21 protein-coding genes and 2 other annotated features are annotated in these 23,625 nt (G+C 45.7%); all 21 genes read left to right on the top strand.

Annotated elements, in window-relative coordinates; genetic code table 11:
- The first annotated feature begins 123 nt into the window (after positions 1-123).
- The gene (gene gltX / locus EBO34_RS18620; RefSeq protein ID WP_122901478.1) at positions 124-1,584 is read left to right on the top strand and encodes a glutamate--tRNA ligase; all 1,461 of its coding nucleotides are present in this window, start codon (positions 124-126) and stop codon (positions 1,582-1,584) included.
- 15 nt (positions 1,585-1,599) lie between these two features.
- Positions 1,600-1,814: a binding site (T-box leader), on the top strand.
- A 538-nt stretch (positions 1,815-2,352) separates the two neighbouring features.
- A complete protein-coding gene (gene cysE, locus EBO34_RS18625) occupies positions 2,353-3,030 on the top strand; it encodes a serine O-acetyltransferase (RefSeq protein ID WP_122901480.1) in 678 nt (225 codons plus the stop codon).
- Positions 3,020-4,420, top strand: coding sequence for a cysteine--tRNA ligase (gene cysS / locus EBO34_RS18630; protein WP_122901482.1), 1,401 nt, complete (start codon positions 3,020-3,022; stop codon positions 4,418-4,420). The genes cysE and cysS overlap by 11 nt, the downstream gene beginning before the upstream one ends.
- Before the next feature lie 3 nt (positions 4,421-4,423).
- Positions 4,424-4,843, top strand: coding sequence for a Mini-ribonuclease 3 (locus tag EBO34_RS18635; RefSeq protein ID WP_283234601.1), 420 nt, complete (start codon positions 4,424-4,426; stop codon positions 4,841-4,843).
- 4 nt (positions 4,844-4,847) lie between these two features.
- Complete coding sequence (gene rlmB, locus EBO34_RS18640) at positions 4,848-5,603, top strand: 23S rRNA (guanosine(2251)-2'-O)-methyltransferase RlmB (RefSeq protein WP_122901484.1); 756 nt, start codon at positions 4,848-4,850, stop codon at positions 5,601-5,603.
- Positions 5,604-6,116, top strand: coding sequence for an NYN domain-containing protein (locus tag EBO34_RS18645; protein ID WP_122901486.1), 513 nt, complete (start codon positions 5,604-5,606; stop codon positions 6,114-6,116).
- 303 nt (positions 6,117-6,419) lie between these two features.
- A complete protein-coding gene (sigH, locus tag EBO34_RS18650) occupies positions 6,420-7,058 on the top strand; it encodes an RNA polymerase sporulation sigma factor SigH (protein WP_122901871.1) in 639 nt (212 codons plus the stop codon).
- 650 nt (positions 7,059-7,708) lie between these two features.
- A complete protein-coding gene (gene rpmG, locus EBO34_RS18655) occupies positions 7,709-7,858 on the top strand; it encodes a 50S ribosomal protein L33 (RefSeq protein ID WP_122901488.1) in 150 nt (49 codons plus the stop codon).
- 38 nt (positions 7,859-7,896) lie between these two features.
- The gene (gene secE / locus EBO34_RS18660; protein WP_122901490.1) at positions 7,897-8,103 is read left to right on the top strand and encodes a preprotein translocase subunit SecE; all 207 of its coding nucleotides are present in this window, start codon (positions 7,897-7,899) and stop codon (positions 8,101-8,103) included.
- A 69-nt stretch (positions 8,104-8,172) separates the two neighbouring features.
- Complete coding sequence (gene nusG, locus EBO34_RS18665; RefSeq protein WP_122901492.1) at positions 8,173-8,706, top strand: transcription termination/antitermination protein NusG; 534 nt, start codon at positions 8,173-8,175, stop codon at positions 8,704-8,706.
- 182 nt (positions 8,707-8,888) lie between these two features.
- Complete coding sequence (gene rplK, locus EBO34_RS18670; protein ID WP_142996816.1) at positions 8,889-9,314, top strand: 50S ribosomal protein L11; 426 nt, start codon at positions 8,889-8,891, stop codon at positions 9,312-9,314.
- Positions 9,315-9,484: 170 nt separating this feature from the next.
- Positions 9,485-10,180 (top strand): 50S ribosomal protein L1, encoded by a 696-nt coding sequence (gene rplA / locus EBO34_RS18675; protein WP_122901494.1) that lies wholly within the window; start codon positions 9,485-9,487, stop codon positions 10,178-10,180.
- Positions 10,181-10,230: 50 nt separating this feature from the next.
- Positions 10,231-10,379 (top strand) — a sequence feature (ribosomal protein L10 leader region).
- Positions 10,380-10,418: 39 nt separating this feature from the next.
- The gene (gene rplJ / locus EBO34_RS18680; protein ID WP_122901496.1) at positions 10,419-10,919 is read left to right on the top strand and encodes a 50S ribosomal protein L10; all 501 of its coding nucleotides are present in this window, start codon (positions 10,419-10,421) and stop codon (positions 10,917-10,919) included.
- 66 nt (positions 10,920-10,985) lie between these two features.
- Complete coding sequence (gene rplL, locus EBO34_RS18685; RefSeq protein ID WP_122901499.1) at positions 10,986-11,348, top strand: 50S ribosomal protein L7/L12; 363 nt, start codon at positions 10,986-10,988, stop codon at positions 11,346-11,348.
- 334 nt (positions 11,349-11,682) lie between these two features.
- Positions 11,683-12,288, top strand: a complete 606-nt coding sequence (locus tag EBO34_RS18695; protein WP_122901502.1) for a class I SAM-dependent methyltransferase — start codon at positions 11,683-11,685, stop codon at positions 12,286-12,288.
- A gap of 408 nt (positions 12,289-12,696) precedes the next feature.
- A complete protein-coding gene (rpoB, locus tag EBO34_RS18700) occupies positions 12,697-16,239 on the top strand; it encodes a DNA-directed RNA polymerase subunit beta (protein WP_122901504.1) in 3,543 nt (1,180 codons plus the stop codon).
- Positions 16,240-16,275: 36 nt separating this feature from the next.
- Complete coding sequence (gene rpoC, locus EBO34_RS18705) at positions 16,276-19,890, top strand: DNA-directed RNA polymerase subunit beta' (RefSeq protein WP_122901506.1); 3,615 nt, start codon at positions 16,276-16,278, stop codon at positions 19,888-19,890.
- 135 nt (positions 19,891-20,025) lie between these two features.
- Complete coding sequence (locus EBO34_RS18710; protein WP_122901508.1) at positions 20,026-20,274, top strand: 50S ribosomal protein L7ae-like protein; 249 nt, start codon at positions 20,026-20,028, stop codon at positions 20,272-20,274.
- Between the two features lie 114 nt (positions 20,275-20,388).
- On the top strand, positions 20,389-20,802 hold the full coding sequence (gene rpsL / locus EBO34_RS18715) for a 30S ribosomal protein S12 (protein ID WP_122901510.1): 414 nt from the start codon (positions 20,389-20,391) through the stop codon (positions 20,800-20,802).
- Between the two features lie 51 nt (positions 20,803-20,853).
- Positions 20,854-21,324 carry a 30S ribosomal protein S7 gene (gene rpsG / locus EBO34_RS18720; RefSeq protein ID WP_026688629.1) on the top strand — a complete coding sequence of 157 codons (471 nt, stop codon included), beginning with the start codon at positions 20,854-20,856 and terminating at the stop codon, positions 21,322-21,324.
- 141 nt (positions 21,325-21,465) lie between these two features.
- On the top strand, positions 21,466-23,544 hold the full coding sequence (gene fusA / locus EBO34_RS18725) for an elongation factor G (protein ID WP_122901512.1): 2,079 nt from the start codon (positions 21,466-21,468) through the stop codon (positions 23,542-23,544).
- The last annotated feature ends 81 nt before the right edge of the window (positions 23,545-23,625 follow it).

Genomic DNA, 23,625 nt, shown 5'->3' on the forward strand with positions numbered 1-23,625 from the left:
AAAGTCATGCCGGCATGAATAACTCCCTGTTTCAGTCCTTGACCAATAGTGATAAAATAATGAGCGGAGAACAGCAGAAACGCAGACAGCGTTTTTGAACAAAAGAATGGAAGGTGTCATACAATGAGTCAGGAAATCCGTGTGCGCTTTGCGCCATCGCCTACCGGGCACTTGCATATTGGAGGAGCACGATCTGCTCTTTTCAATTACTTATTTGCACGTAATCAAAACGGTAAGTTTATCGTAAGAATAGAAGATACAGACCAGGCACGCAATGTGGAAACAGCGACAGAAAAGCTGATGGAGAGCATGAAGTGGCTCGGCATCGACTGGGATGAAAGTGTCGATGTGGGAGGTCCTTATGCCCCGTATCAGAGCATGGAGCGTATGGATATCTATAAACAGTACCTGGATCAGCTGCTTGAAGAGGGAAAGGCATACTACTGCTATATGACCGAAGAGGAACTTGAAGCAGAGCGGGAAGCCCAGCGTGCCCGTGGAGAAACACCGAAGTACTCCGGCCGTGACCGTAATTTAACTAAAGAGCAGCGCGAAACGTACGAACAGGAAGGTAAAAAACCAGTTATCCGTTTCCATGTACCTGAAAACGATTCTGTTGTTATCGAAGATATCATTCGAGGTAATGTTACATTTGAAAATGAAGGTATCGGTGACTTTGTAATCGCTCGTAAAGATGGCGTTCCGACCTACAACTTTGCGGTTGTTATTGATGATTACCTGATGAAGATTTCCCACGTGATCCGTGGTGAAGAACACTTGTCAAATGCGCCCCGCCAGGCACTGATTTATCAGGCTTTGGGATGGGATGCACCAACGTTCGCCCATGCGTCTCTTATCCTGAATGAAGACCGTCAGAAGATGAGTAAACGTGACGAGTCTATCATTCAGTTTGTAGAACAGTACCGTGACCTTGGCTATCTTCCTGAAGCCATTGTAAACTTCCTTGCTCTTCTCGGCTGGTCTTCAGGACGTGAAGAAGAGGTATTTACAAAAGAACAGCTGATCGAAGAATTCAGCCTTGAGCGTGTATCAAAAGCGCCGGCTGTCTTTGATACAGACAAACTTGCCTGGATGAACAATCAGTACATGAAAGAGGCAGACCTTGACCACGTCGTTGAGCTTGCCCTGCCTCACCTTGTTAAAGCAGGCAGGCTTCCTGAGAACATGACAGAGGAACAGCATGAGTGGGCGAAGAAGCTGATTGCTCTTTATCAGGAGCAAATGAGCTTTGGAGCAGAGATTGTTGAGCTTACAGATTTGTTCTTCAAGGATGAAATCGAGTATAATGAAGAAGCTAAAGAAGTATTGGCTGAAGAGCAGGTGTCTGAAGTAATGGCAGCATTTAAAGAAGAAGTGCTCGCTCTTGAAGACTTTGAGCCTCAAACGATCAAAAAAGCCATCAAGTCTGTACAGAAAGCCACGGGACACAAAGGGAAGAAGCTGTTCATGCCGATTCGCGTTGCAGCAACAGGCCAGACACACGGCCGTGATCTTCCTGATACCATCTCTCTACTTGGCAGAGATGTTATTGTTACCCGTTTAAACAGTGTTTTAAGTAACTAATGAGTGAATCATACAGCTAAAGTAATGACGAGGAAAAGTAAAAAGCAAAGTTTTTTATCAGAGAGAGCTGCCCCGGCTGAAAGCAGCTTAAAAGACTTGCTTTTGAACATGCACCTCAGAGCCCCTTGTTGAAAGTAAAGTAGGTAAGGGCGGTACCCGCCGTTAACGGGTTAAGCGGAGCTGTTACAGCTCAAGCAGAGTGGAACCGCGCAATGAGAAGCGTCTCTGAGTCAGTAATGACCCAGAGGCGTTTTTTTAGCTTTTTTCTACGAATAGCTGCAGTATTTACGTTAGAGTTGAAGATTTTAATGTTGCCTTCATGCCCTTCGCTTTCTTCGGAGGTGCCGGCCTCCGCGGGGCTTTGCGAAGCAACTGAAAAAGGCAAAGTCCGAAATGAATGTTACCGCTTTATACTATGTTTTCGCAAAAACAGCTTATAAATGGGCTATGTTAATTATGATGCTTTAAAAGTCATTGTTGATTTAAAAGACGTTGATTGTAGTGATATGGCGACACTCCTGCGGGAGCAACGAGTGGTTACACCAGGAATATGCTGCGAGTTGCTTCGACGCACATATCTGCGTAGCGTTACTGGTAGAGGAAGAAGCAGGAATAAACCTCCTGAAGGCTCACCGGCGCTCCCGCGGAAAGGGAGCCAAAGGAGCGAAAATCAACATCTACCTTTAAAAGAGCCAAACTCTAAAAGGTGACGATAAAGAAGAAAGGACCATAAGTATTACTAGACAAGAACAAAAGGAGGTTTGACCATTGTTTAAAACACTTAAGAATGACATCGACGTGGTGATGGATCAGGATCCGGCCGCGAGAAACAGACTGGAAGTAATCTTTAACTATTCCGGAGTTCATGCGATATGGAGCCACCGTCTCGCCCACAGTCTCTGGAAGCGTCGGTTTTATTTTCTGGCCCGTTTTCTGTCTCAAGTCAGCCGTTTTCTCACAGGTATCGAAATTCATCCGGGTGCTAAAATCGGTCAACGCCTTTTTATTGATCATGGCATGGGTGTTGTTATCGGGGAAACTTGCGAAATCGGGGATAACTGTACGATCTATCAAGGAGTAACATTAGGCGGGACGGGAAAAGAAAAAGGGAAGCGTCATCCGACTCTTGAGGATAATGTCCTTATAGCTACAGGAGCAAAAGTACTCGGGTCCATGCGGATCGGGGAAAATTCGCGGATCGGTGCAGGGTCGGTCGTTTTAAAGGAAGTGCCGCCAAACTCTACTGTAGTCGGAATCCCCGGGAAGGTCGTCATCCAGGACGGCGTGAAGATCGGCCATGATCTCGACCATATTAATTTACCCGATCCGGTGTCGGATAAGTTCAGGGAGCTTGAAGAAGAAATGGCCCGCATGAAAGAAGAATTAGCTGAGCTGAAAAAACAGGATCAACCAAGCCTAAAAGGAGGCGTCTCACATGACAATTAAGCTCTATAATACGCTCACCAGACAAAAAGAAGTGTTCGAGCCCATAGAAGAAGGCAAGGTAAAGATGTATGTGTGCGGACCGACTGTATACAACTACATTCACATTGGTAATGCCCGTCCGCCGGTTGTTTTTGATATGATACGGAGGTTTTTTGAATACCGGGGTTATGATGTGAAGTATGTGTCGAACTTTACAGACGTAGACGATAAAATTATTAAAGCTGCAGAAGAGATGGGCGAGGACGTAACCGCTGTTGCGGAAAAGTTCATTCAAGCCTATCACGAAGATACCGGCGCTCTCGGTGTGAAAAAGGCAGACGAACATCCACGGGTTATGGATACGATGCCTGAAATTATCGAATTCATTGAAAGGCTCGAAGAAAAAGGATATGCCTATGAATCCGGGGGAGATGTCTATTTCAGAACCCGTAAGTTTGATGGCTACGGCAAGCTCTCTCATCAGTCGGTAGATGATCTTCAGCTCGGTGCACGCATTGAAGTCGGAGAGAAGAAAGAGGACCCTCTTGATTTTGTACTCTGGAAAGGGGTTAAACCGGGGGAAATCTTCTGGGAAAGCAAGTGGGGCAAAGGTCGCCCCGGCTGGCATATTGAGTGCTCGGCTATGGTAAAGAAGTATCTTGGGGATACGATCGATATCCACGCCGGCGGTCAGGATCTGTCATTCCCGCACCACGAAAATGAAATTGCCCAGTCTGAAGCATTGAATGAAAAGCAGATGGCCAATTACTGGATTCATAACGGCTATATTAATATCGACAATGAAAAAATGTCCAAATCACTAGGGAATTTTATTCTTGTTCACGATATTATTAAGAAGTTTGATCCTGAAGTGGTCCGTTTCTTTATCGTAAACAATCATTACCGGAGCCCGATTAATTTCAGTGATGCACAGCTTGCCAGTGCGAAAACGAGTCTTGAACGTATAAAGACCACGTACCAGAATGTCTCCCACCGCCTTACTGAAACTGCCGATCTCGGTATCGATGCAGAAAAGTGGAAGGGGCAGGTTGATGTACACCTTGAAACGTTCAATCGTGAAATGGAAGATGACTTTAACAGTGCGAACGCTGTCGCAGCGATGTTTGAGCTGGTCAAGACAGCAAACCTTTACCTTCGTGAAAAACAAACGAGCAAAAACGTTCTCTCTCATATTACAGAGGCCCTGGATAACATGGCGTATGTTCTGGGAATTAAGCTTTCGGGGAAAAACGAAATGCTGGACGAGGAAATTGACGCTTTGATTCAGGAAAGAATCGATGCACGGAAAAACCGTGATTTTGCCCGTGCCGACGAGATCCGGGATGACCTGAAAGAAAAAGGAATTATTTTAGAAGATACACCTCAAGGTACGCGCTGGAAGAGGGTGTAGGCAGTGAAACTCAATGCATCCGTTCAAGACGTGGATCAGTTAAACGGGCTCACCCTGGCATATATGGGGGATGGGGTTATGGAGATGTACGTCCGCTACCGCCTCATCGCCTCAGGTCAGGTGAAGCCCAATCAGCTTCATCGTGAAGCTACAAAATTTGTATCGGCCAAAGCACAGGCTAAAGTGATTATTGTCCTCCTTGAAGGGGAGGCTCTTTCGGAGAAAGAGCGTTCAGTCGCAATGAGGGGCAGGAATGCCAAGTCGGCAACGGTGCCTAAAAATACAGATGTATCAACGTACCGCTACAGTACTGGTTTTGAAGCCCTGTGCGGCTATCTTTACTTAAAAGAAGAACACGGACGTCTTGATGAAATCATGGTTCAGGCATTTGAAATCCTGACAGCAGACGAAGAAAGGAGGTAACAACATGTCAGAAAAACACGATATGATTGCGGGAAAAAATCCCGTCATTGAAGCATTGAAATCGCCCCGGCCCATTCATAAAATCTGGATTGCCGAAGGTTCCCAGAAAGGGCAGATGGGGAAGGTGATGGACCTTGCCAAGTCCAGAAAGGTCAATGTTCAGTTTGTGCCGAAAAAGAAGATTGACCAAATGGCTGACACAGCTCAGCACCAGGGGGTAATTGCCCAGGTCGCAGCTTACGAATATCAGGATATGGATGATCTATTTGCAGCAGCAGAAAAAAGCGGAGAACCTCCGTTCTTTCTCCTCCTGGACGAGCTTGAAGACCCTCATAACCTGGGATCTATCCTCCGGACAGCGGATGCGGCCGGTGCACACGGGGTCATCGTACCGAAACGCCGTTCTGCAGGACTGACTGCGACAGTGGCAAAAGCCTCAACAGGTGCAATTGAGCACATTCCGGTGGTCAGAGTAACAAACCTTGCCCGGACGATGGATGAGCTGAAAGACCGGGGGCTGTGGTTTGTAGGAACAGATGCTGCCGGAAATGAAGATTACCGGGAGACCGATTTTGATATGCCGGTCGGGCTCGTTATCGGCAGTGAAGGAAAAGGGATGAGCCGGCTTGTGAAAGAAAAGTGTGACTTTCTCGTCCAGATTCCAATGGCCGGTCATGTGACGTCATTGAATGCTTCTGTGGCAGCTGCTTTACTGATGTATGAAGTGTACCGCCGCCGTCATCCAAAAGGACAAGCATAAATGCGCCGTTTTTTACTTGTCGACGGGTATAACATTATCGGAGACTGGCCTGAGCTTAGGGTTATGCAGGGGAGCGACCTGGCAGGGGCGAGAGATGTCCTGATTGAAAAGATGGCTGAGTATCAGGCTTATACAGGGACAAAGGTCATGATCATTTTCGATGCCCATATGGTACCGGGTCTCGGTAAGAAATACTCCAATTACCGTCTTGATATTGTTTATACCCGGGAAAAAGAGACAGCAGATGAACGGATCGAAAAGCTGGTAAGATCTCTCAAACGCGTAGATACAGAAATTTCTGTGGCTACCTCCGATTTTGTAGAGCAGCGGGTCATTTTTGCGAGCGGAGCTCTAAGGAAATCTGCAAGGGAACTGAGGACAGAAGTGGCTGCTATTGAGAAAGGCATTGCAAAAGAGGTATTAAGTGTAAAGAAGAAAACGGCCAGGTCAAAACTGCCTATTACGGACGAAATGGCTGAAATTTTCGAAAAATGGCGTCGAGGTGAGCATTGAGCACCTTGACGCCATTTGTTTTTGTTTAGTATAATGTTTCTATATTTAGACAATTCAATCTGTTTAAAGAGGTTTAAGTGTGTTTGTTCAAACAGTGGCTGGCTTACAGGGAAACGAACCGGATTTATCCGGATGGTACCCCCGGATGGGGCGGAGCTATTCAACATAGCACCATAGCTTCTGTGATGAACGGCAACTTAAAAATTTTATGCGCTTACATCAAGATGGGTCGGTGCAGTCAACTCCCCTTTTTAATACAGACAAAAAGACAGGGTCGGAGGGATCGCGGTGGCTTTAGACCTCATGGAAGCTGGACGAAATGTCAAGTTTGAAGGAATGGACGACGAAACCCTGGTGGAGTATGTCAGGGAGGGTGACAGCTCGGCACTTGAGTATTTAATTAATAAATACAAGAACTTTGTACGGGCGAAAGCGAGATCATACTTCCTGATCGGGGCAGACCACGAAGATATTGTCCAGGAAGGGATGATTGGTCTTTACAAGTCCATACGGGATTTTAAAGGAGACAAGCTTTCCTCTTTTAAAGCCTTTGCTGAGCTTTGCATTACGCGCCAGATCATCACAGCTATTAAGACAGCTACGCGGCAGAAACATATACCTCTAAATTCTTACGTATCACTGGACAAGCCTTTGTACGATGAAGAATCGGACAGGACATTGCTGGATGTAATCTGCGGGTCAAGGGTGAGTGACCCCGAAGAACTGCTGATCAATCAGGAAGAATTTGACGATATTGAAGTGAAGATGACGGAGATCCTCAGTGAACTCGAACGTCAGGTGCTCATGCTTTATCTGGACGGGCGCAGCTATCAGGAAATTTCAGCGGACCTTAACAGACATGTAAAGTCCATTGACAATGCCCTTCAACGGGTGAAAAGGAAACTGGAACGCTATGTAGAAATCAAAGGCGTGAAGTTATAAAAGCAGGGGTAGAATCCGACCCCTGCTTTCTTTACAAAAGCCAGTTTTCGCATCTTTTTCTGAAGGCTGTTGTTTTAAAAGCTTTTGTGCCTCTCAGGATTAATTCAGCAGATCCAGGCGGACGCTTTCCGCTGCCTTATGTTACATATACAAGGGCATTGTATATTGTTAAATCGACATGACTTTCAGATTTCTCTTTTATAAACACCATTCTTATTTTTATCAATGAATGTTGATGTAGCGGGAATGCCCGCAGACTCCTGGCGGTTGCTGGGGGCGAGGAGAGAACCCGCAACGACGAGCGCTTACTTCCAGGATAATGCTTCGAGCTGCTTCGACGCAGGTAGCTTGGAACCCTTACTATCAGAGGAAGAAGCACAAGGGGGTGGGCTCGCTGCGCAGGGTATTACGGCTGCATCCTGTATTTTCAGCTGGAAATAACGGTAAGGATACCACATTACTATAAAGACGATCACTTCTCACAATCTCTTAACAGAAAAGCGGCAGACATTCTCTTACTCTTGTTATGAAATCGTTGAATCAAGGCGACAATGAAAAGGAAGGGACATTGACATCCCTTCTTTTATTATGATAAATTTATTAGGTATGTACATCTGTGCACATAGCTTTGTCATGCTAAGGAGTATACTATGTCAGCTAAAGTCGTTCTCTCATGTTCGGAATGTAAATCCCGAAACTATTCAACCACAAAAACGAAAGGTATTCATGCCGAACGTTTGCAAATGAAAAAACACTGCAAAACTTGCGGAAAGCATACAACCCATGTGGAGACGAAATAATTGTATATAAGTATAGATGAAGGTTGGAGGTGGCTTGTATGGCAGAAACAACAACATCAACAGCAAAAAAACCTGTAAAGTTCCTGAAAGAAGTTTCAACAGAAATGAAGCGGGTAACATGGCCGACGCGTAAGGAACTCGTTCGTTACACAGGCGTCGTTATTGCAACGGTTGCGTTCATCGCAGTATTTTTTGCAATTGTCGACCTTGGTATTTCTGAATTGATTCGTTTGATCCTGAACTAAAAACATTTCAGAGTAAGATAGGTTTTAAGTTGCGTTTAGAGGAGGGAAGGACATTACGTCCTGATCGTCATGGAGAAAAATTGGTATGTTGTCCACACCTATTCAGGGTACGAGAACAAAGTTAAAACGAACCTGGAGAAGCGTGTGGAGTCGATGGACATGACTGACAAGATCTTCCGGGTTCTCGTTCCTGTAGAGGAAGAGACAGAAGTGAAAAACGGAAAGAGCAAGCAGGTAACAAAGAAAGTCTTTCCGGGTTATGTAATCGTAGAAATGGTAATGACAGATGACTCCTGGTATGTTGTCCGTAACACGCCTGGAGTTACAGGATTTGTAGGATCTTCCGGAGCGGGTTCGAAGCCGACGCCGCTTCTTCCTGAAGAAGTAGACGCAATCCTGCGTCAGATGGGTGTAGAACAGCCGAAAGCGGAAGTTGACTTTGAGCTCAAAGAGCCTGTTAAAGTAAAAGAAGGGCCATTTGCTAACTTTATTGGTACGATTGAAGATATCCATGTAGAGAAGCAGAAGCTCAAAGTACACGTTAATATGTTCGGTCGTGAAACACCGGTTGAGCTTGAATTTACTCAAGTTGAAAAGATTTAAATCGATTCCTTTAAATGGAATATTAATTTCGACTTGATATTCATTTTCATAAGTGATAAAATTTGAATGTTGTTAATGACGTGAACATCATGTTCACGTTTTTTCCTGCAAACATGCAGGCATATGAGTGGGAGGGCATCATGCCCGGTATACCACATCACGGACTTAAGGAGGTGTGTCGCGTGGCTAAAAAGGTCATTAAAGTTGTAAAACTTCAAATCCCAGCTGGTAAAGCAAACCCAGCACCACCTGTTGGTCCAGCACTTGGTCAAGCAGGCGTGAACATCATGGGATTCTGTAAAGAATTTAACGCTCGTACACAGGAACAAGCGGGCTTAATCATTCCAGTTGAAATCACGGTATTTGAAGACCGTTCATTTACATTTATCACTAAAACTCCACCGGCTGCAGTGTTACTGAAGAAAGCAGCAGGAATTGAAACGGCTTCTGGTGAGCCGAACAAGAACAAGGTGGCAACGTTAAGTCGTGATAAAGTTCGTGAAATCGCGGAAACAAAAATGCCTGACCTGAACGCAGCTGATGTTGAAGCAGCAATGCGTATGGTTGAAGGTACTGCCCGTAGCATGGGAATCGTTATCGAAGGTTAATAGTACCCATGAAATGTAAGTAAGGTTGCGAAGCGGGGATTTCCTCCCGCCTGGAAAGTGTTGGGCGATCAGGGTGGCTAAGCCAATCTTATCGATTCCACGCCTCCGGGCTCGCAACCTTTATTAGTGGGAGGTCTAACCGCTAAAACCACAATCAAGGAGGAAATAACATGGCTAAGAAAGGCAAAAAGTTCGAAGATGCTTTGAAGCTCGTTGACCGCGAAAAAGCGTACGACGCGCAAGAAGCAATCGAGTTAGTAAAGAAAACGGCAACAGCTAACTTTGACGAAACTGTTGAATTAGCTGCGCGCCTTGGCGTAGATCCAAAGAAAGCAGATCAGCAGATTCGTGGAGCAGTCGTACTTCCAAACGGAACAGGTAAAACACAACGTGTACTTGTTTTCGCTAAAGGCGACAAAGCAAAAGAAGCAGAAGCTGCCGGAGCAGATCACGTAGGTGAAGAGGAGCTCATCAACAAAATCAACCAAGGTTGGTTCGATTTTGATGTAGTTGTAGCTACACCTGACATGATGGCTCAAGTTGGTAAACTGGGCCGTGTGCTTGGACCAAAAGGTCTAATGCCGAACCCTAAAACTGGCACAGTAACTTTCGATGTAGAAAAAGCTGTGAACGAAATTAAAGCTGGTAAAGTTGAATACCGCGTTGATAAATCCGGTAACATTCACGTACCAATCGGAAAAGTATCCTTTGATACAGACAAGCTCCAGGAAAACTTCCAAACAATGATCGATACATTGTTAAAAGCGAAGCCTGCAGCTTCTAAAGGAACTTACATGCGCAATGTTTCCGTTGCTTCTACAATGGGGCCTGGCGTAAAGGTAAACTCTTCCGCATTTAAACTTTAATCTTAGTGTTGACTTCTCTTTAGGGGAAGGATATACTGTTCAATAGTGATTTTCATAAAACACTCATACCGTAGACAGTAGGAGCGACTTGTCGCTTAATATCCTGCCGAGGTGAAATCATGATCAGATCCCTGCATTCCTGCAGGTTTTCGATACGTGTGCCTCCATGTCTGCGACGTGGAGGCCTTTTTATTTCTCCGGTATGAACCATTGATTCTATAGGAGGTGTCAGAACAGGATGAGCAAAGTAATTGAGCAGAAACAAGCTGTTGTCAGCGAAATTGCTGCGAAACTGAAAGAAAGCCAGTCAACAATTGTTGTTGATTACCGCGGACTTGACGTTGCTGAAGTAACTGAACTTCGTAAGCAGCTTCGTGAAGCAAACGTAGACTTCAAAGTTTACAAAAACTCTATGACTCGTCGCGCGGCTGCTGAGGCTGGTCTAACTGAGTTGGACGAGCAGCTGGTAGGACCGACTGCAATTGCATTTAGTAACGAGGATGTTATCGCTCCTGCGAGAATTCTTAACAAATTCGCGAAGGATCACGATGCATTGGAACTAAAAGCAGGTGTCATTGAAGGGCGCATTGCATCTCTTGAAGAAGTTAAAGCACTCGCGGAACTACCATCCCGCGAAGGGTTGCTTGGAATGCTTCTCAGCGTTATGCAAGCTCCAATCAGAAACTTTGCATTGGCTACAAAAGCTGTTGCAGAACAAAAGGAAGAACAAGGCGCGTAAATTTTACATGCCTGAAGTCAGCGTGACTTAAATTGAGAAACTTATAATAAATAGGAGGAAAGACAAATGACTAAAGAGCAAATTATTGATGCGATTAAAGAAATGTCTGTATTAGAACTAAACGATCTTGTTAAAGCGATCGAGGAAGAATTCGGAGTAGAAGCTGCTGCGCCTGTAGCTGCAGCTGGTGGCGGAGCTGGAGAAGCTGTTGAAGAGCAAACTGAATTCGACGTAGTACTTGAGTCTGCTGGAAGCTCTAAAATCGGTGTGATCAAAGTGGTTCGTGAAATCACTGGCCTGGGTCTTAAAGATGCGAAAGCTCTTGTAGACGGCGCTCCTGCAGCAATCAAAGAAGGCGTTGCTAAAGACGAAGCTGAAGAAGTGAAAGCTAAGCTTGAAGAAGCTGGCGCTTCTGTCGAAGTTAAATAATACCGCTTGAATTCTTAAAAACTCGCTTTGGTTTTCCAAAGCGGGTTTTTTTACACTCAATAAATACGACTCTCCTGTAACAGGCTGGCGGATTTCCTTTGCTGAAAGAAAGTCGTGTTAAGGAGAATGTTAATACTTCCCGGGAATCACTGGAAGTGATGCTCCCCCCCCCCACAGCTTCACATGGGTACTGGGGAAAACCAGAGACTCCTGCAAAAGGCGTGTTCTGTCCGGAGCATTTCCGTGAACAGGAATCAGGTCAAAAATTGTATCAACACGTTGTTTAGCAAGGCCGGAAGAAAAAAACAACAGAACAACAGGCAGGTGATTGAAAATGGGTCACTATTATTCTGAAAAGCCGGATGTGGCAAGCGAACCTGAGAAGGTAGTGGTAACCGTCCGCGGACAAGACCTCTCTTTTAAATCTGATCGCGGTGTTTTTTCAAAGGGAGACCTCGATTATGGAACACGTGTACTTTTGGAAGCTTTTGAGTTTCCTGAAGAAGAAGGACCGATTGCTGATATCGGATGCGGCTGGGGGCCGATAGGGATTTCACTGGCGAAAGAAGCTCCCGGACGCACCTTTGTAATGGTGGATATAAATGAGCGGGCCGTTAACCTTGCCAGAGAAAACGCAAATCAAAACCAGGTTGATAATGTCAGAATAAAAGAAAGTATGCTTTTCTCCGAAATTAAAGATGAGAGATATGCTGCAGTTTTAACCAATCCGCCTATCCGTGCCGGAAAGCAGACTGTTCACCAGCTTTTTGAGGAAGCTTACGAACAACTGAAAGAAAACGGCGAGTTATGGGTTGTGATTCAAAAGAAACAAGGAGCCCCGTCTGCAAAAAAGAAGCTTGAAGAATTGTTTGGAGCAGGGGAAGTAGAGGTTCCAATAAAAGATAAAGGCTACTTCATTTTGCGCTGTAAAAAACATTGACTCGGATTTTTTATTATGTTAATGTTATTTAATGCGTATGTAAATGAAAAATAGGGTCAATGCGTTTAAATATAGGAGCTGTGTATAAAAAGGGTTATTTTGGACAAACTAGTAACGTCTTTTATGCTTACGGCATAAAAGGCTTTGAAAATACCCTTTTTTGTTTTTTCAACTTTACTGTTTCAGTAAAACATGCACCTGTAAATTGACCTATTTGAAGCTCGGAGGGTGTCAAACGTATGCCCTTTGACTCATAGATGGGAATGTATTTTCATGTCTATGTTTAGCAATTGCGTCCCGGGGGCGAGGATAGCAGTATACAAGTTATTTTTGTGCTGCGCCGCAACCGGAAAAGTTTGGCGCTGTTGCTTTTCTTAATAAAAACGTTAGGTTTGAGGGGTGAATCAGTTGACAGGTCAACAAGTTCAGTATGGACGTCACCGCCAGAGAAGAAGTTATGCACGAATCAACGAAGTTTTGGAACTACCAAACTTAATCGAGATTCAGACAGCTTCTTATCAATGGTTTCTTGATGAGGGTATTCGCGAGATGTTTTCAGACATCTCCCCGATCGAAGACTTCACGGGTAATTTGGTATTAGAGTTTATTGATTACAGCTTAGGAGAGCCAAAATATTCTGTCGAAGATTCAAAAGAGAGGGATGTTACTTATTCTGCACCTCTTAGGGTCAAGGTTCGCTTGATCAACAAAGAGACAGGGGAAGTAAAAGAGCAGGAAGTATTTATGGGAGATTTCCCACTTATGACCGAAACAGGGACATTCGTTATTAACGGTGCAGAACGTGTTATCGTGTCTCAGCTCGTTCGTTCTCCAAGTGTCTACTTTAACGACAAAATTGATAAAAACGGTAAAAAAGGCTTCGGCGCTACTGTGATTCCAAACCGCGGTGCGTGGTTGGAGCTTGAAACCGACGCAAAAGATGTCGTTTATGTGCGTATTGACCGTACACGAAAAATCCCGGTTACGGTATTACTCCGTGCTCTCGGGTTTGGAACTGATCAAGAGATCATTGACTTACTGGGAGAAGATGAATACTTACGTAACTCACTTGACAAAGACAATACGGACAGCTCAGAGAAAGCGTTGCTTGAAATCTATGAGCGCCTTCGCCCAGGAGAGCCACCAACAGTCGACAATGCCAAGAGTCTTTTAGAGTCCCGCTTCTTCGATCCGAAGCGTTATGACCTTGCCAATGTTGGTCGCTACAAAATGAATAAGAAACTCCATATTAAGGAACGTCTTTTCAACCAGCGTCTCGCTGAAACGCTTGTTGATCCGGACACAGGCGAAGTACTCGCGGAAGAAGGGGCTATGATTGACCGCCGTCTTCTCGACCGCCTTATTCCTTATCTGGAAAATAACGTTGGTTTCCGTCACTATACCCTTAATGGCGGTGTAGTGGATGAGGAAGATGTAGAACTTCAGTCTGTTCTTATTCACCCTCAAAACGGTAAAGAAGACGCTGAACCGATTCGCGTGATCAGCAATGGGGTTGTTGACCGCAGTGTGAAGAACATTACACCTGCTGACATCATCTCTTCTATTAACTACTTCTTTAACCTGCTTCACGGTGTCGGAAACACAGATGACATTGACCACTTAGGTAACCGTCGTCTGCGCTCTGTCGGCGAACTGCTTCAAAACCAGTTCCGTATCGGATTATCCCGTATGGAACGTGTCGTTCGTGAGCGTATGTCTATTCAGGATGCAAACATGATTACACCACAGGCGCTAATCAACATCCGTCCGGTTATTGCATCAATTAAAGAGTTCTTCGGAAGCTCTCAGCTTTCTCAGTTTATGGACCAGACAAACCCGCTTGCAGAACTTACCCACAAGCGTCGTCTGTCTGCACTCGGACCTGGTGGTCTGACTCGTGAACGTGCCGGCTTTGAAGTACGAGACGTTCACTACTCCCACTATGGCCGTATGTGTCCGATCGAAACACCTGAGGGTCCGAACATCGGTTTGATTAACTCCCTTTCCAGCTTTGCGAAGGTAAACGAGTTTGGCTTCATGGAAACACCTTATCGTAAGGTTGACCACGAACGTGGTGCTGTGTCTGCCCAAATCGACTACCTGACTGCTGACGAAGAGGATAACTACGTTGTAGCCCAGGCTAACGCGAAACTCGATGATGAAGGTTACTTTATCGATGACAACATCATCTGTCGTTTCCGTGGTGAAAACATCGTTGTACCAAAAGACCGTGTTGACTACATGGACGTATCGCCTAAGCAGGTAGTATCTGCCGCGACAGCATGTATCCCGTTCCTGGAAAACGATGACTCCAACCGTGCCCTTATGGGAGCAAACATGCAACGTCAGGCCGTGCCGCTTCTTAACCCAGAATCCCCGATCGTGGGAACAGGAATGGAGTATGTGTCTGCCAAAGACTCCGGTGCTGCCGTTATTTCAAAATCAAAAGGCCGCGTAGAGCGCGTGTCCGGTAACTATATTCAGGTTCGCCGTATCGAAGAAGTGGACGGAAAAGAGATTGAAGGGGACGCAATTCGCTATAACCTTCAAAAGTTCATCCGATCCAACCAGGGAACCTGCTATAACCAGCGTCCGATCGTAAGTGAAGGTGACATCGTAACAAATGGTGAGATTCTTGCTGACGGACCATCAATGGAAAAAGGTGAAATGGCCCTGGGTCGTAACGTCGTAGTCGGATTTATGACTTGGGACGGTTACAACTATGAGGATGCGATCATCTTAAGTGAGCGTCTTGTAAAAGACGATGTCTACACATCCATTCATATTGAAGAATACGAGTCTGAAGCCCGTGATACGAAGCTCGGACCTGAAGAAATCACAAGAGATATTCCAAACGTCGGTGAGGATGCCCTTCGCAACCTCGATGACCGTGGAATTATCCGCGTGGGTGCTGAAGTGAAAGACGGAGATATTCTTGTAGGGAAAGTAACACCTAAGGGAGTTACCGAACTTACTGCAGAAGAGCGTCTCCTTCATGCGATCTTCGGTGAGAAAGCACGTGAAGTACGTGATACATCCCTGCGTGCGCCACACGGCGGTGATGGAATTGTTCTTGATGTGAAGATCTTTAACCGTGAAGACGGAGATGAGCTGCCACCAGGTGTGAACCAGCTTGTACGTGTATACCTCGTACAGAAGCGTAAGATTCACGAAGGGGATAAAATGGCCGGCCGTCACGGTAACAAAGGTGTTATCTCCAAGATCCTTCCTGAAGAAGATATGCCTTACCTTCCGGATGGAACGCCGATTGACATCATGTTAAACCCACTGGGTGTACCATCTCGTATGAACATCGGACAGGTACTTGAAATGCATATGGGTATGGCTGCAAAAGCCCTCGGTATCCACATTGCATCTCCGGTATTTGACGGTGCCCGTGAGGAAGACGTATGGTCTACGATCGCTGAAGCCGGTATGGCTGAAGATGCGAAGACGGTACTATATGATGGAAGAACCGGTGAACCGTTTGATAACCGTGTTTCTGTCGGTGTTATGTATATGATCAAGCTGGCACACATGGTTGATGACAAGCTTCACGCCCGTTCAACGGGACCATATTCACTCGTAACCCAGCAGCCGCTCGGTGGTAAAGCACAGTTCGGTGGTCAGCGTTTCGGTGAGATGGAGGTATGGGCACTTGAGGCATATGGTGCTGCTTACACCTTGCAGGAGATCCTTACTGTGAAATCCGATGACGTTGTCGGACGTGTGAAAACGTACGAAGCGATCGTGAAAGGTGAAAACGTACCGGAACCAGGTGTTCCTGAGTCGTTTAAAGTTCTTATCAAAGAGCTTCAGAGTCTTGGTATGGACGTGAAGATGCTTACCAGTAATGAAGAGGAAATCGAAATGCTGGAGCTGGATGACGAAGATGATCAGAACAACGACAAGTTGAATTTGAACCTAGAGTCCACTGAATCAAACGGTTAATGGCAGATCTTGAAAGTCGAAAGGGAGGTTGGCCCCTTGATAGATGTTAATAACTTTGAGTATATGAAAATTGGCTTGGCTTCTCCGGATAAAATCCGCTCATGGTCAAGAGGGGAAGTCAAAAAGCCAGAAACAATCAACTACAGAACGCTTAAGCCTGAAAAAGACGGTTTGTTCTGTGAGCGCATTTTCGGTCCAACAAAAGATTGGGAATGTCATTGTGGTAAATATAAGCGTGTCCGCTACAAAGGTGTCGTATGTGACCGATGTGGCGTAGAAGTAACACGTGCAAAAGTACGTCGTGAGAGAATGGGGCACATCGAGCTTGCTGCCCCTGTATCTCACATCTGGTACTTTAAAGGAATCCCAAGCAGAATGGGGCTTGTCCTGGATATGTCCCCACGTTCTCTTGAGGAAGTAATCTATTTCGCATCGTATGTAGTTACTGAAACAGGAGACACACCGCTTGAACTCAAGCAGCTGCTGTCTGAGAGAGAATACCGGACGTACCGTGAAAAGTACGGCCGTTCTTTCACAGCCTCTATGGGAGCGGAAGCAATCCGCAAGCTTCTTCAGGACATTGATCTTGATAAAGAAGTAAATATGCTGAAAGAAGAATTGCTTACAGCTCAAGGTCAAAGACGTACACGTGCGATCAAGCGCCTTGAAGTTCTTGAAGCATTCCGTAACTCCGGCAACAAACCTGACTGGATGATCCTTGATGTTCTTCCTGTCATCCCGCCGGAATTGCGTCCGATGGTTCAGTTAGACGGAGGACGCTTTGCGACTTCCGACTTAAACGACCTTTACCGCCGTGTAATTAACCGTAACAACCGATTAAAGCGTCTCCTCGACCTTGGTGCTCCAAGCATCATCGTTCAAAACGAGAAGCGTATGCTTCAGGAAGCAGTCGATGCCTTAATCGATAACGGACGCCGCGGCCGTCCTGTAACAGGACCTGGTAACCGCCCGTTGAAATCTCTTTCCCACATGCTTAAAGGTAAGCAAGGACGTTTCCGTCAAAACCTTCTTGGTAAACGTGTTGACTACTCCGGACGTTCTGTAATCGTAGTAGGTCCTCACCTTAAGATGTACCAGTGCGGTCTTCCAAAGGAAATGGCTCTTGAACTGTTTAAGCCTTTTGTAATGAAAGAGCTTGTAAGTAAAGGTCTTGCCCACAACATCAAGAGCGCCAAGCGTAAAGTAGAGCGCGTTCAGCCGGAAGTATGGGATGTTCTTGAGGAAGTCATTAAAGAGCACCCGGTTCTTCTTAACCGGGCACCTACCCTTCACAGACTGGGTATCCAGGCATTTGAGCCGACTCTGGTTGAAGGTCGTGCAATTAAGCTGCACCCACTTGTGTGTACAGCTTACAACGCCGACTTTGACGGAGACCAAATGGCCGTTCACGTACCTCTTTCTGCTGAAGCACAGGCCGAGTCACGCCTTCTTATGCTTGCAGCGCAAAACATCTTGAACCCTAAAGATGGCAAGCCTGTTGTTACTCCGTCCCAGGATATGGTGCTGGGTAACTACTACCTTACACTTGAGCGAAAAGATGCAGTAGGCGAAGCGAACGTGTATTACGGACCAAATGAAGTGCTGACAGCATATCAAAACGGTTATGTACACCTTCATACCCGTATTGCCGTTCCGGTTGATTCTCTTGGCGATAAGCCATTTAAGGATCACCAAAAAGGAAAACTGATTCTAACGTCAGTAGGTAAGGTTATCTTTAACGAAATCCTGCCTCCTGAGTTTCCTTATATTAACGAACCGACAGCTTATAACCTTCAGGAAGAAACGCCTGATACGTATATCGTGTCAACAGGCACAGATGTGAAAAAGGAATTCGCTGAGCGTGACGTTATTAAGCCGTTTAAAAAAGGATTCCTCGGCGATATTATCGCTGAAGTCTTTAAGAAGTTTAAAGTATCCGAAACGTCAATCATGCTTGATAAAATGAAGGACTTAGGATTCTACTACTCCACAAAAGCAGGTATTACCATCGGTGTATCTGATATCGTGGTACTTAAAGACAAACAGAAAATCCTGGACGAAGCGGAAGGAAAAGTAGACCGTGTCCTAAAGCAGTTCCGCCGTGGTCTGATCACGGAAGAAGAGCGTTATGACAAGGTTATTGAGATCTGGAGCTCGGCGAAAGATGTGATCCAGAGCAAGTTGATGGGCACACTTGATACCTCCAACCCGATCTTCATGATGAGTGATTCCGGTGCCCGTGGTAACGCGTCGAACTTTACGCAGCTTGCAGGTATGCGTGGTCTGATGGCAAACCCATCCGGGCGAATCATCGAGCTTCCAATCAAATCCAGTTTCCGTGAGGGACTTACAGTACTTGAGTACTTTATCTCCACCCACGGTGCCCGTAAAGGTCTTGCCGATACGGCCCTTAAAACAGCCGACTCAGGTTACCTTACACGCCGGCTGGTTGATGTTGCACAGGATGTTATTGTTCGCGAACAAGACTGTGGAACAGACCGCGGCTTGAAAGTGGCTGCCATTAAGGAAGGTACAGAAGTTATTGAACCATTATACGACCGCCTTGTCGGCCGTTTAACATTCCAGACGGTACATCACCCTGAAACAGGTGAAGTCCTTGCTGAGAAAAACCAGACTCTTGATGAAGACACAAGTAAACTCATCGAAGATTCCGGTGTAAAAGAACTAACTATTCGTTCTGCCTTCACATGTGACACAAAACACGGCGTATGTAAGGCCTGCTACGGACGCAACCTTGCAACAGGTGCAGAAGTAGAAGTAGGCGAAGCGGTAGGAATCATCGCTGCCCAGTCTATCGGTGAGCCGGGTACACAGTTAACGATGCGTACCTTCCACACAGGCGGGGTAGCCGGAGACGACATCACTCAAGGTTTACCACGTATCCAAGAGGTATTTGAAGCCCGTAACCCTAAAGGTCAGGCTGTCATTTCCGAGATTCAGGGTGTGGTCACCGACGTGAAGGAAGTAAACGAAAAGAAAGAGATTATCGTTAAAGGTGATCTTGAAACCCGTTCTTACACAACACCATACGGCTCCCGCATGAAAGTAGAAGTGGGTACTGAAGTTAAACCGGGGCAGGAACTTACAGAAGGTTCTATTGATCCGAAAGAACTTCTCACCGTATCCGGTGTTCAAGGTGTACAGGAGTACCTTCTTCGCGAAGTACAAAAAGTATACCGCATGCAAGGGGTGGAAATTGGTGATAAGCACGTGGAAGTAATGGTTCGCCAGATGCTTCGTAAAATCCGCGTTCTTGACGCAGGGGACACAGAAGTACTTCCAGGATCCCTTATTGAAATTCACCAGTTCAACGAAGCCAACAAAGATGTGCTCCTTCGCGGCGGCACACCAGCAACAGGTAAGCCGGTTCTGCTCGGTATTACAAAAGCATCTCTTGAAACAGATTCCTTCTTATCTGCCGCCTCCTTCCAGGAAACGACTCGTGTCCTGACTGACGCAGCAATTAAAGGAAAACGAGATGAGCTTGTAGGACTGAAAGAGAACGTTATTATCGGTAAGCTTGTTCCGGCTGGTACAGGCATGCAGCGCTATAGAAAGATCAACCTTGCTATGGAAGAAGATGCACAGTCTGAAATGCCGGCGATTGAAGAAGCGACGATCCAGGATTAATCATGGGCACCCGGAGTGGCTTTTCCGCCACTCCTGTCCTGCTCAATAAAAATTCGAACAGGTTGTTGACACATGTTATCCCTAGTGATAATATATAAAAGTGCGCCTAATACCTGATGCTTTGGAGGATTATTGATGTCTTATGAAAAAGTAGTGCAGGCCAATGAACGAATAGTGGGCACGAAACAAACTTTAAAAGCACTGGAAGAACAGCAGGTTAAAGAATTAATCATTGCCGACGATGCTGATCACGGTGTACTTTCCAAAGTCCTGGCGCTAGCCGAAGACCAGGGGGTACCGATTCAGACCGTTGATTCCATGAAAAAGCTTGGAAAAGCATGCGGAATTGACGTATCAGCAGCGATTGTAGCAATTAAAAAGTAAATGGGTTTTTGCTTAAGGGGTTCACCTTCTGCGGCAAAAACTTTACTTTTGTACTTTTATGAACCACCTGGACCAGTGGACTTGAACCAAGTTGATACGAAAGGAGGAAAAACCATGCCTACAATTAACCAGTTAGTACGCAAAGGTCGCGTATCTAAAGTTAGAAAGTCCGACTCACCAGCTTTAAATAAAGGTTACAACAGCTTCAAGAAAGTTCAAACGGACTTGAGCTCACCGCAAAAGCGTGGCGTTTGTACTCGTGTTGGTACAATGACACCAAAGAAACCAAACTCCGCATTGCGTAAATATGCTCGTGTACGTCTTACGAACCAAATTGAAGTGACAGCTTATATCCCAGGAATCGGGCACAACCTTCAGGAACACAGTGTTGTCCTCATCCGTGGTGGACGAGTAAAAGACTTACCGGGGGTACGTTACCACATCGTACGTGGTGCGCTTGATACTGCCGGAGTTGAAAACCGTGCACAAGGTCGTTCCAAGTACGGAACAAAGCGTCCTAAAAAATAATTGATTAAGACAGATATAAACTACTATTAATGGATGGAAGGAGGGGACCACATGCCTCGTAAAGGACCAGTACCAAAAAGAGACGTATTACCTGATCCACTTTACAAATCGAAGCTTGTTACACGTATGATCAACCGTATGATGATCGACGGTAAAAAAGGGAAAGCACAAACGACTCTTTACAAGTCTTTCGAATTAGTAAAAGAACGTACCGGCAATGATCCTCAAGAAGTATTCGAACAAGCACTTAAAAACATCATGCCTGTTCTTGAAGTTAAAGCACGCCGTGTTGGTGGTGCAAACTACCAAGTACCAATCGAAGTAAAACCAGAGCGACGTACTGCACTGGGACTTCGCTGGTTAGTAAGCTACGCTCGCCTTCGTGGTGAAAAAACGATGGAAGAGCGTCTTGCCAACGAAATTATGGACGCTGCAAATAATACGGGAGCCGCTGTTAAAAAGCGCGAAGATACTCATCGTATGGCAGAAGCGAACAAAGCATTCGCTCACTACCGCTGGTAAGAAAATACTTGCCCGGCTTACGGGCGGTATATTTCAAAACAGTTAATCGAGACGGGATACTGAGGAGGCCGGTCACCCGGCTTTCCCTCGGAACCATCTCCAACCCACTAACATCTTCACTTAAGGAAGGAGAAAATGACCATGGGAAGAGAATTCTCCTTAGAAAAGACGCGTAATATCGGAATCATGGCTCACATCGATGCCGGTAAGACGACGACGACTGAGCGTGTACTTTTCTACACAGGGCGTATTCACAAAATCGGTGAAACGCACGAAGGTGCTTCTCAAATGGACTGGATGGACCAGGAGCAAGAGCGTGGAATCACGATCACTTCTGCTGCGACAACAGCCGCTTGGAAAGAACACCGTGTAAATATCATCGATACTCCAGGACACGTAGACTTTACTGTAGAGGTAGAGCGTTCTTTACGTGTACTTGATGGTGCCGTAGCTGTACTTGATGCACAGTCCGGTGTAGAACCACAAACGGAAACTGTATGGCGTCAGGCAACTACGTATGGCGTACCACGTGTTGTTTTCGTAAACAAAATGGATAAGATCGGTGCTGACTTCATCTACTCACTAGGCACAATGCACGATCGTCTTGGTGCTAACGCACATGCGATCCAGTTGCCAATCGGTGCAGAAGATGACTTCGAAGGTATCATCGACCTTGTTGAAATGCACGCTTACTACTACTTAGATGATCTCGGATCACGTACTGAAGCACGTGAAATTCCGGATGAGTATAAGGATCAAGCGAATGAGTACCGTGAAAAGTTACTTGAAGCAGTTTCCGAACTTGACGAAGATTTAATGATGAAATACCTTGAAGGTGAAGAGCTTACGACTGAAGAGATCAAAGCTGCGATCCGTAAAGGTACTTGTGACGTTGAATTCTACCCTGTCATCTGCGGATCTGCCTTTAAAAACAAAGGTGTTCAGCTTATGCTTGATGCTGTTATCGACTACCTTCCATCTCCATTGGACGTACCTCCAATGACTGGAATGCTACCGGACAGCGAAGAAGAAGTTCTGCGTAAGCCAAGTGATGACGAGCCATTCTCTGCATTGGCATTTAAAGTTATGACAGATCCTTTCGTAGGTAAACTTACATTCTTCCGCGTATACTCTGGTACTGTTGACGCTGGTTCTTACGTTAAGAACTCAACGAAAGATAAGCGTGAGCGTATGGGACGTATCCTTCAAATGCACGCGAATCACCGTGAAGAGATTCCTACTGTTTACGCTGGTGATATCGCTGCGGGTGTCGGGCTTAAGAGCACAACTACAGGAGACACAATCTGTGATGAGAAGAACATGGTTATTCTTGAATCCATGGAATTCCCTGAGCCGGTAATCTCCCTTTCTGTAGAGCCTAAGTCTAAAGCTGACCAGGATAAAATGGGTATCGCTTTAGGTAAGCTTGCAGAAGAAGATCCAACATTCCGCACACACACTGATGAAGAAACAGGACAAACGATCATCGCAGGTATGGGTGAGCTTCACCTTGATATCATCGTTGACCGTATGAAGCGTGAATTCAAAGTGGAAGCAAATGTTGGTGCACCTCAGGTTTCCTACCGTGAGACAATCCGTCAAGCGGCGAAAGTTGAAGGTAAATTCGTACGTCAATCCGGTGGTCGTGGACAATTCGGTCACGTATGGGTTGAGTTCGAACCTAACGAAGAAGGTAAAGGCTTCGAGTTCGTTGATAAAGTTGTCGGCGGTGTTGTTCCTCGTGAATACATCCCATCAGTTGGACAGGGTCTTGAAGAGTCCCTTAAGAACGGGATGCTCGCCGGATACGAAGTTATCGACGTAAAAGCCACCCTTGTTGATGGTTCTTACCACGATGTCGACTCCAACGAGATGGCATTTAAAGTAGCTGCTTCCCTGGCTGTTAAAGAAGCGGCGAAAAAATGTAACCCGGCTATTCTTGAGCCAGTCATGAAAGTTGAAGTGGTTGTACCTGAAGAGTACATGGGAGACATCATGGGTGACGTAACTTCCCGTCGTGGACGAGTTGAAGGTATGGAAGCCCGCGGTAACGCACAAATTGTTAAGGCGATGGTGCCACTTTCCGAAATGTTCGGTTACGCTACTTCCCTGCGTTCCAACACGCAAGGACGCGGACAGTACACAATGCATTTTGACCACTATGAAGAAGTACCTAAGAGTATTTCTGAAGAGATCATCAAAAAACAGTCTGGTAAGTAATCTGTTATTGTCTCACAGGTCATTTTGTTGTAAGCTAAGTTTGTTGTAAGCTTAGAGTGATGAGAGGTACAGCTTTTCATC

Origin of the sequence: Alteribacter keqinensis (assembly GCF_003710255.1) — a bacterium.
Lineage (GTDB): Bacteria > Bacillota > Bacilli > Bacillales > Salisediminibacteriaceae > Alteribacter > Alteribacter keqinensis.

Excerpts from the sequence above, each read along its gene's own strand:
- EBO34_RS18695 (WP_122901502.1), top strand. The coding sequence starts at position 11,683 with ATGGGTCACTATTATTCTGAAAAGCCGGATGTGGCAAGCGAACCTGAG.
- nusG (WP_122901492.1), top strand. The coding sequence starts at position 8,173 with ATGGAGAAAAATTGGTATGTTGTCCACACCTATTCAGGGTACGAGAAC.
- secE (WP_122901490.1), top strand. The coding sequence starts at position 7,897 with ATGGCAGAAACAACAACATCAACAGCAAAAAAACCTGTAAAGTTCCTG.
- rplA (WP_122901494.1), top strand. The coding sequence starts at position 9,485 with ATGGCTAAGAAAGGCAAAAAGTTCGAAGATGCTTTGAAGCTCGTTGAC.
- cysS (WP_122901482.1), top strand. The coding sequence starts at position 3,020 with ATGACAATTAAGCTCTATAATACGCTCACCAGACAAAAAGAAGTGTTC.
- rpsG (WP_026688629.1), top strand. The coding sequence starts at position 20,854 with ATGCCTCGTAAAGGACCAGTACCAAAAAGAGACGTATTACCTGATCCA.
- gltX (WP_122901478.1), top strand. The coding sequence starts at position 124 with ATGAGTCAGGAAATCCGTGTGCGCTTTGCGCCATCGCCTACCGGGCAC.
- rplJ (WP_122901496.1), top strand. The coding sequence starts at position 10,419 with ATGAGCAAAGTAATTGAGCAGAAACAAGCTGTTGTCAGCGAAATTGCT.
- rplL (WP_122901499.1), top strand. The coding sequence starts at position 10,986 with ATGACTAAAGAGCAAATTATTGATGCGATTAAAGAAATGTCTGTATTA.
- fusA (WP_122901512.1), top strand. The coding sequence starts at position 21,466 with ATGGGAAGAGAATTCTCCTTAGAAAAGACGCGTAATATCGGAATCATG.
- EBO34_RS18710 (WP_122901508.1), top strand. The coding sequence starts at position 20,026 with ATGTCTTATGAAAAAGTAGTGCAGGCCAATGAACGAATAGTGGGCACG.
- rpsL (WP_122901510.1), top strand. The coding sequence starts at position 20,389 with ATGCCTACAATTAACCAGTTAGTACGCAAAGGTCGCGTATCTAAAGTT.
- sigH (WP_122901871.1), top strand. The coding sequence starts at position 6,420 with ATGGAAGCTGGACGAAATGTCAAGTTTGAAGGAATGGACGACGAAACC.
- rlmB (WP_122901484.1), top strand. The coding sequence starts at position 4,848 with ATGTCAGAAAAACACGATATGATTGCGGGAAAAAATCCCGTCATTGAA.
- rpmG (WP_122901488.1), top strand. The coding sequence starts at position 7,709 with ATGTCAGCTAAAGTCGTTCTCTCATGTTCGGAATGTAAATCCCGAAAC.
- EBO34_RS18645 (WP_122901486.1), top strand. The coding sequence starts at position 5,604 with ATGCGCCGTTTTTTACTTGTCGACGGGTATAACATTATCGGAGACTGG.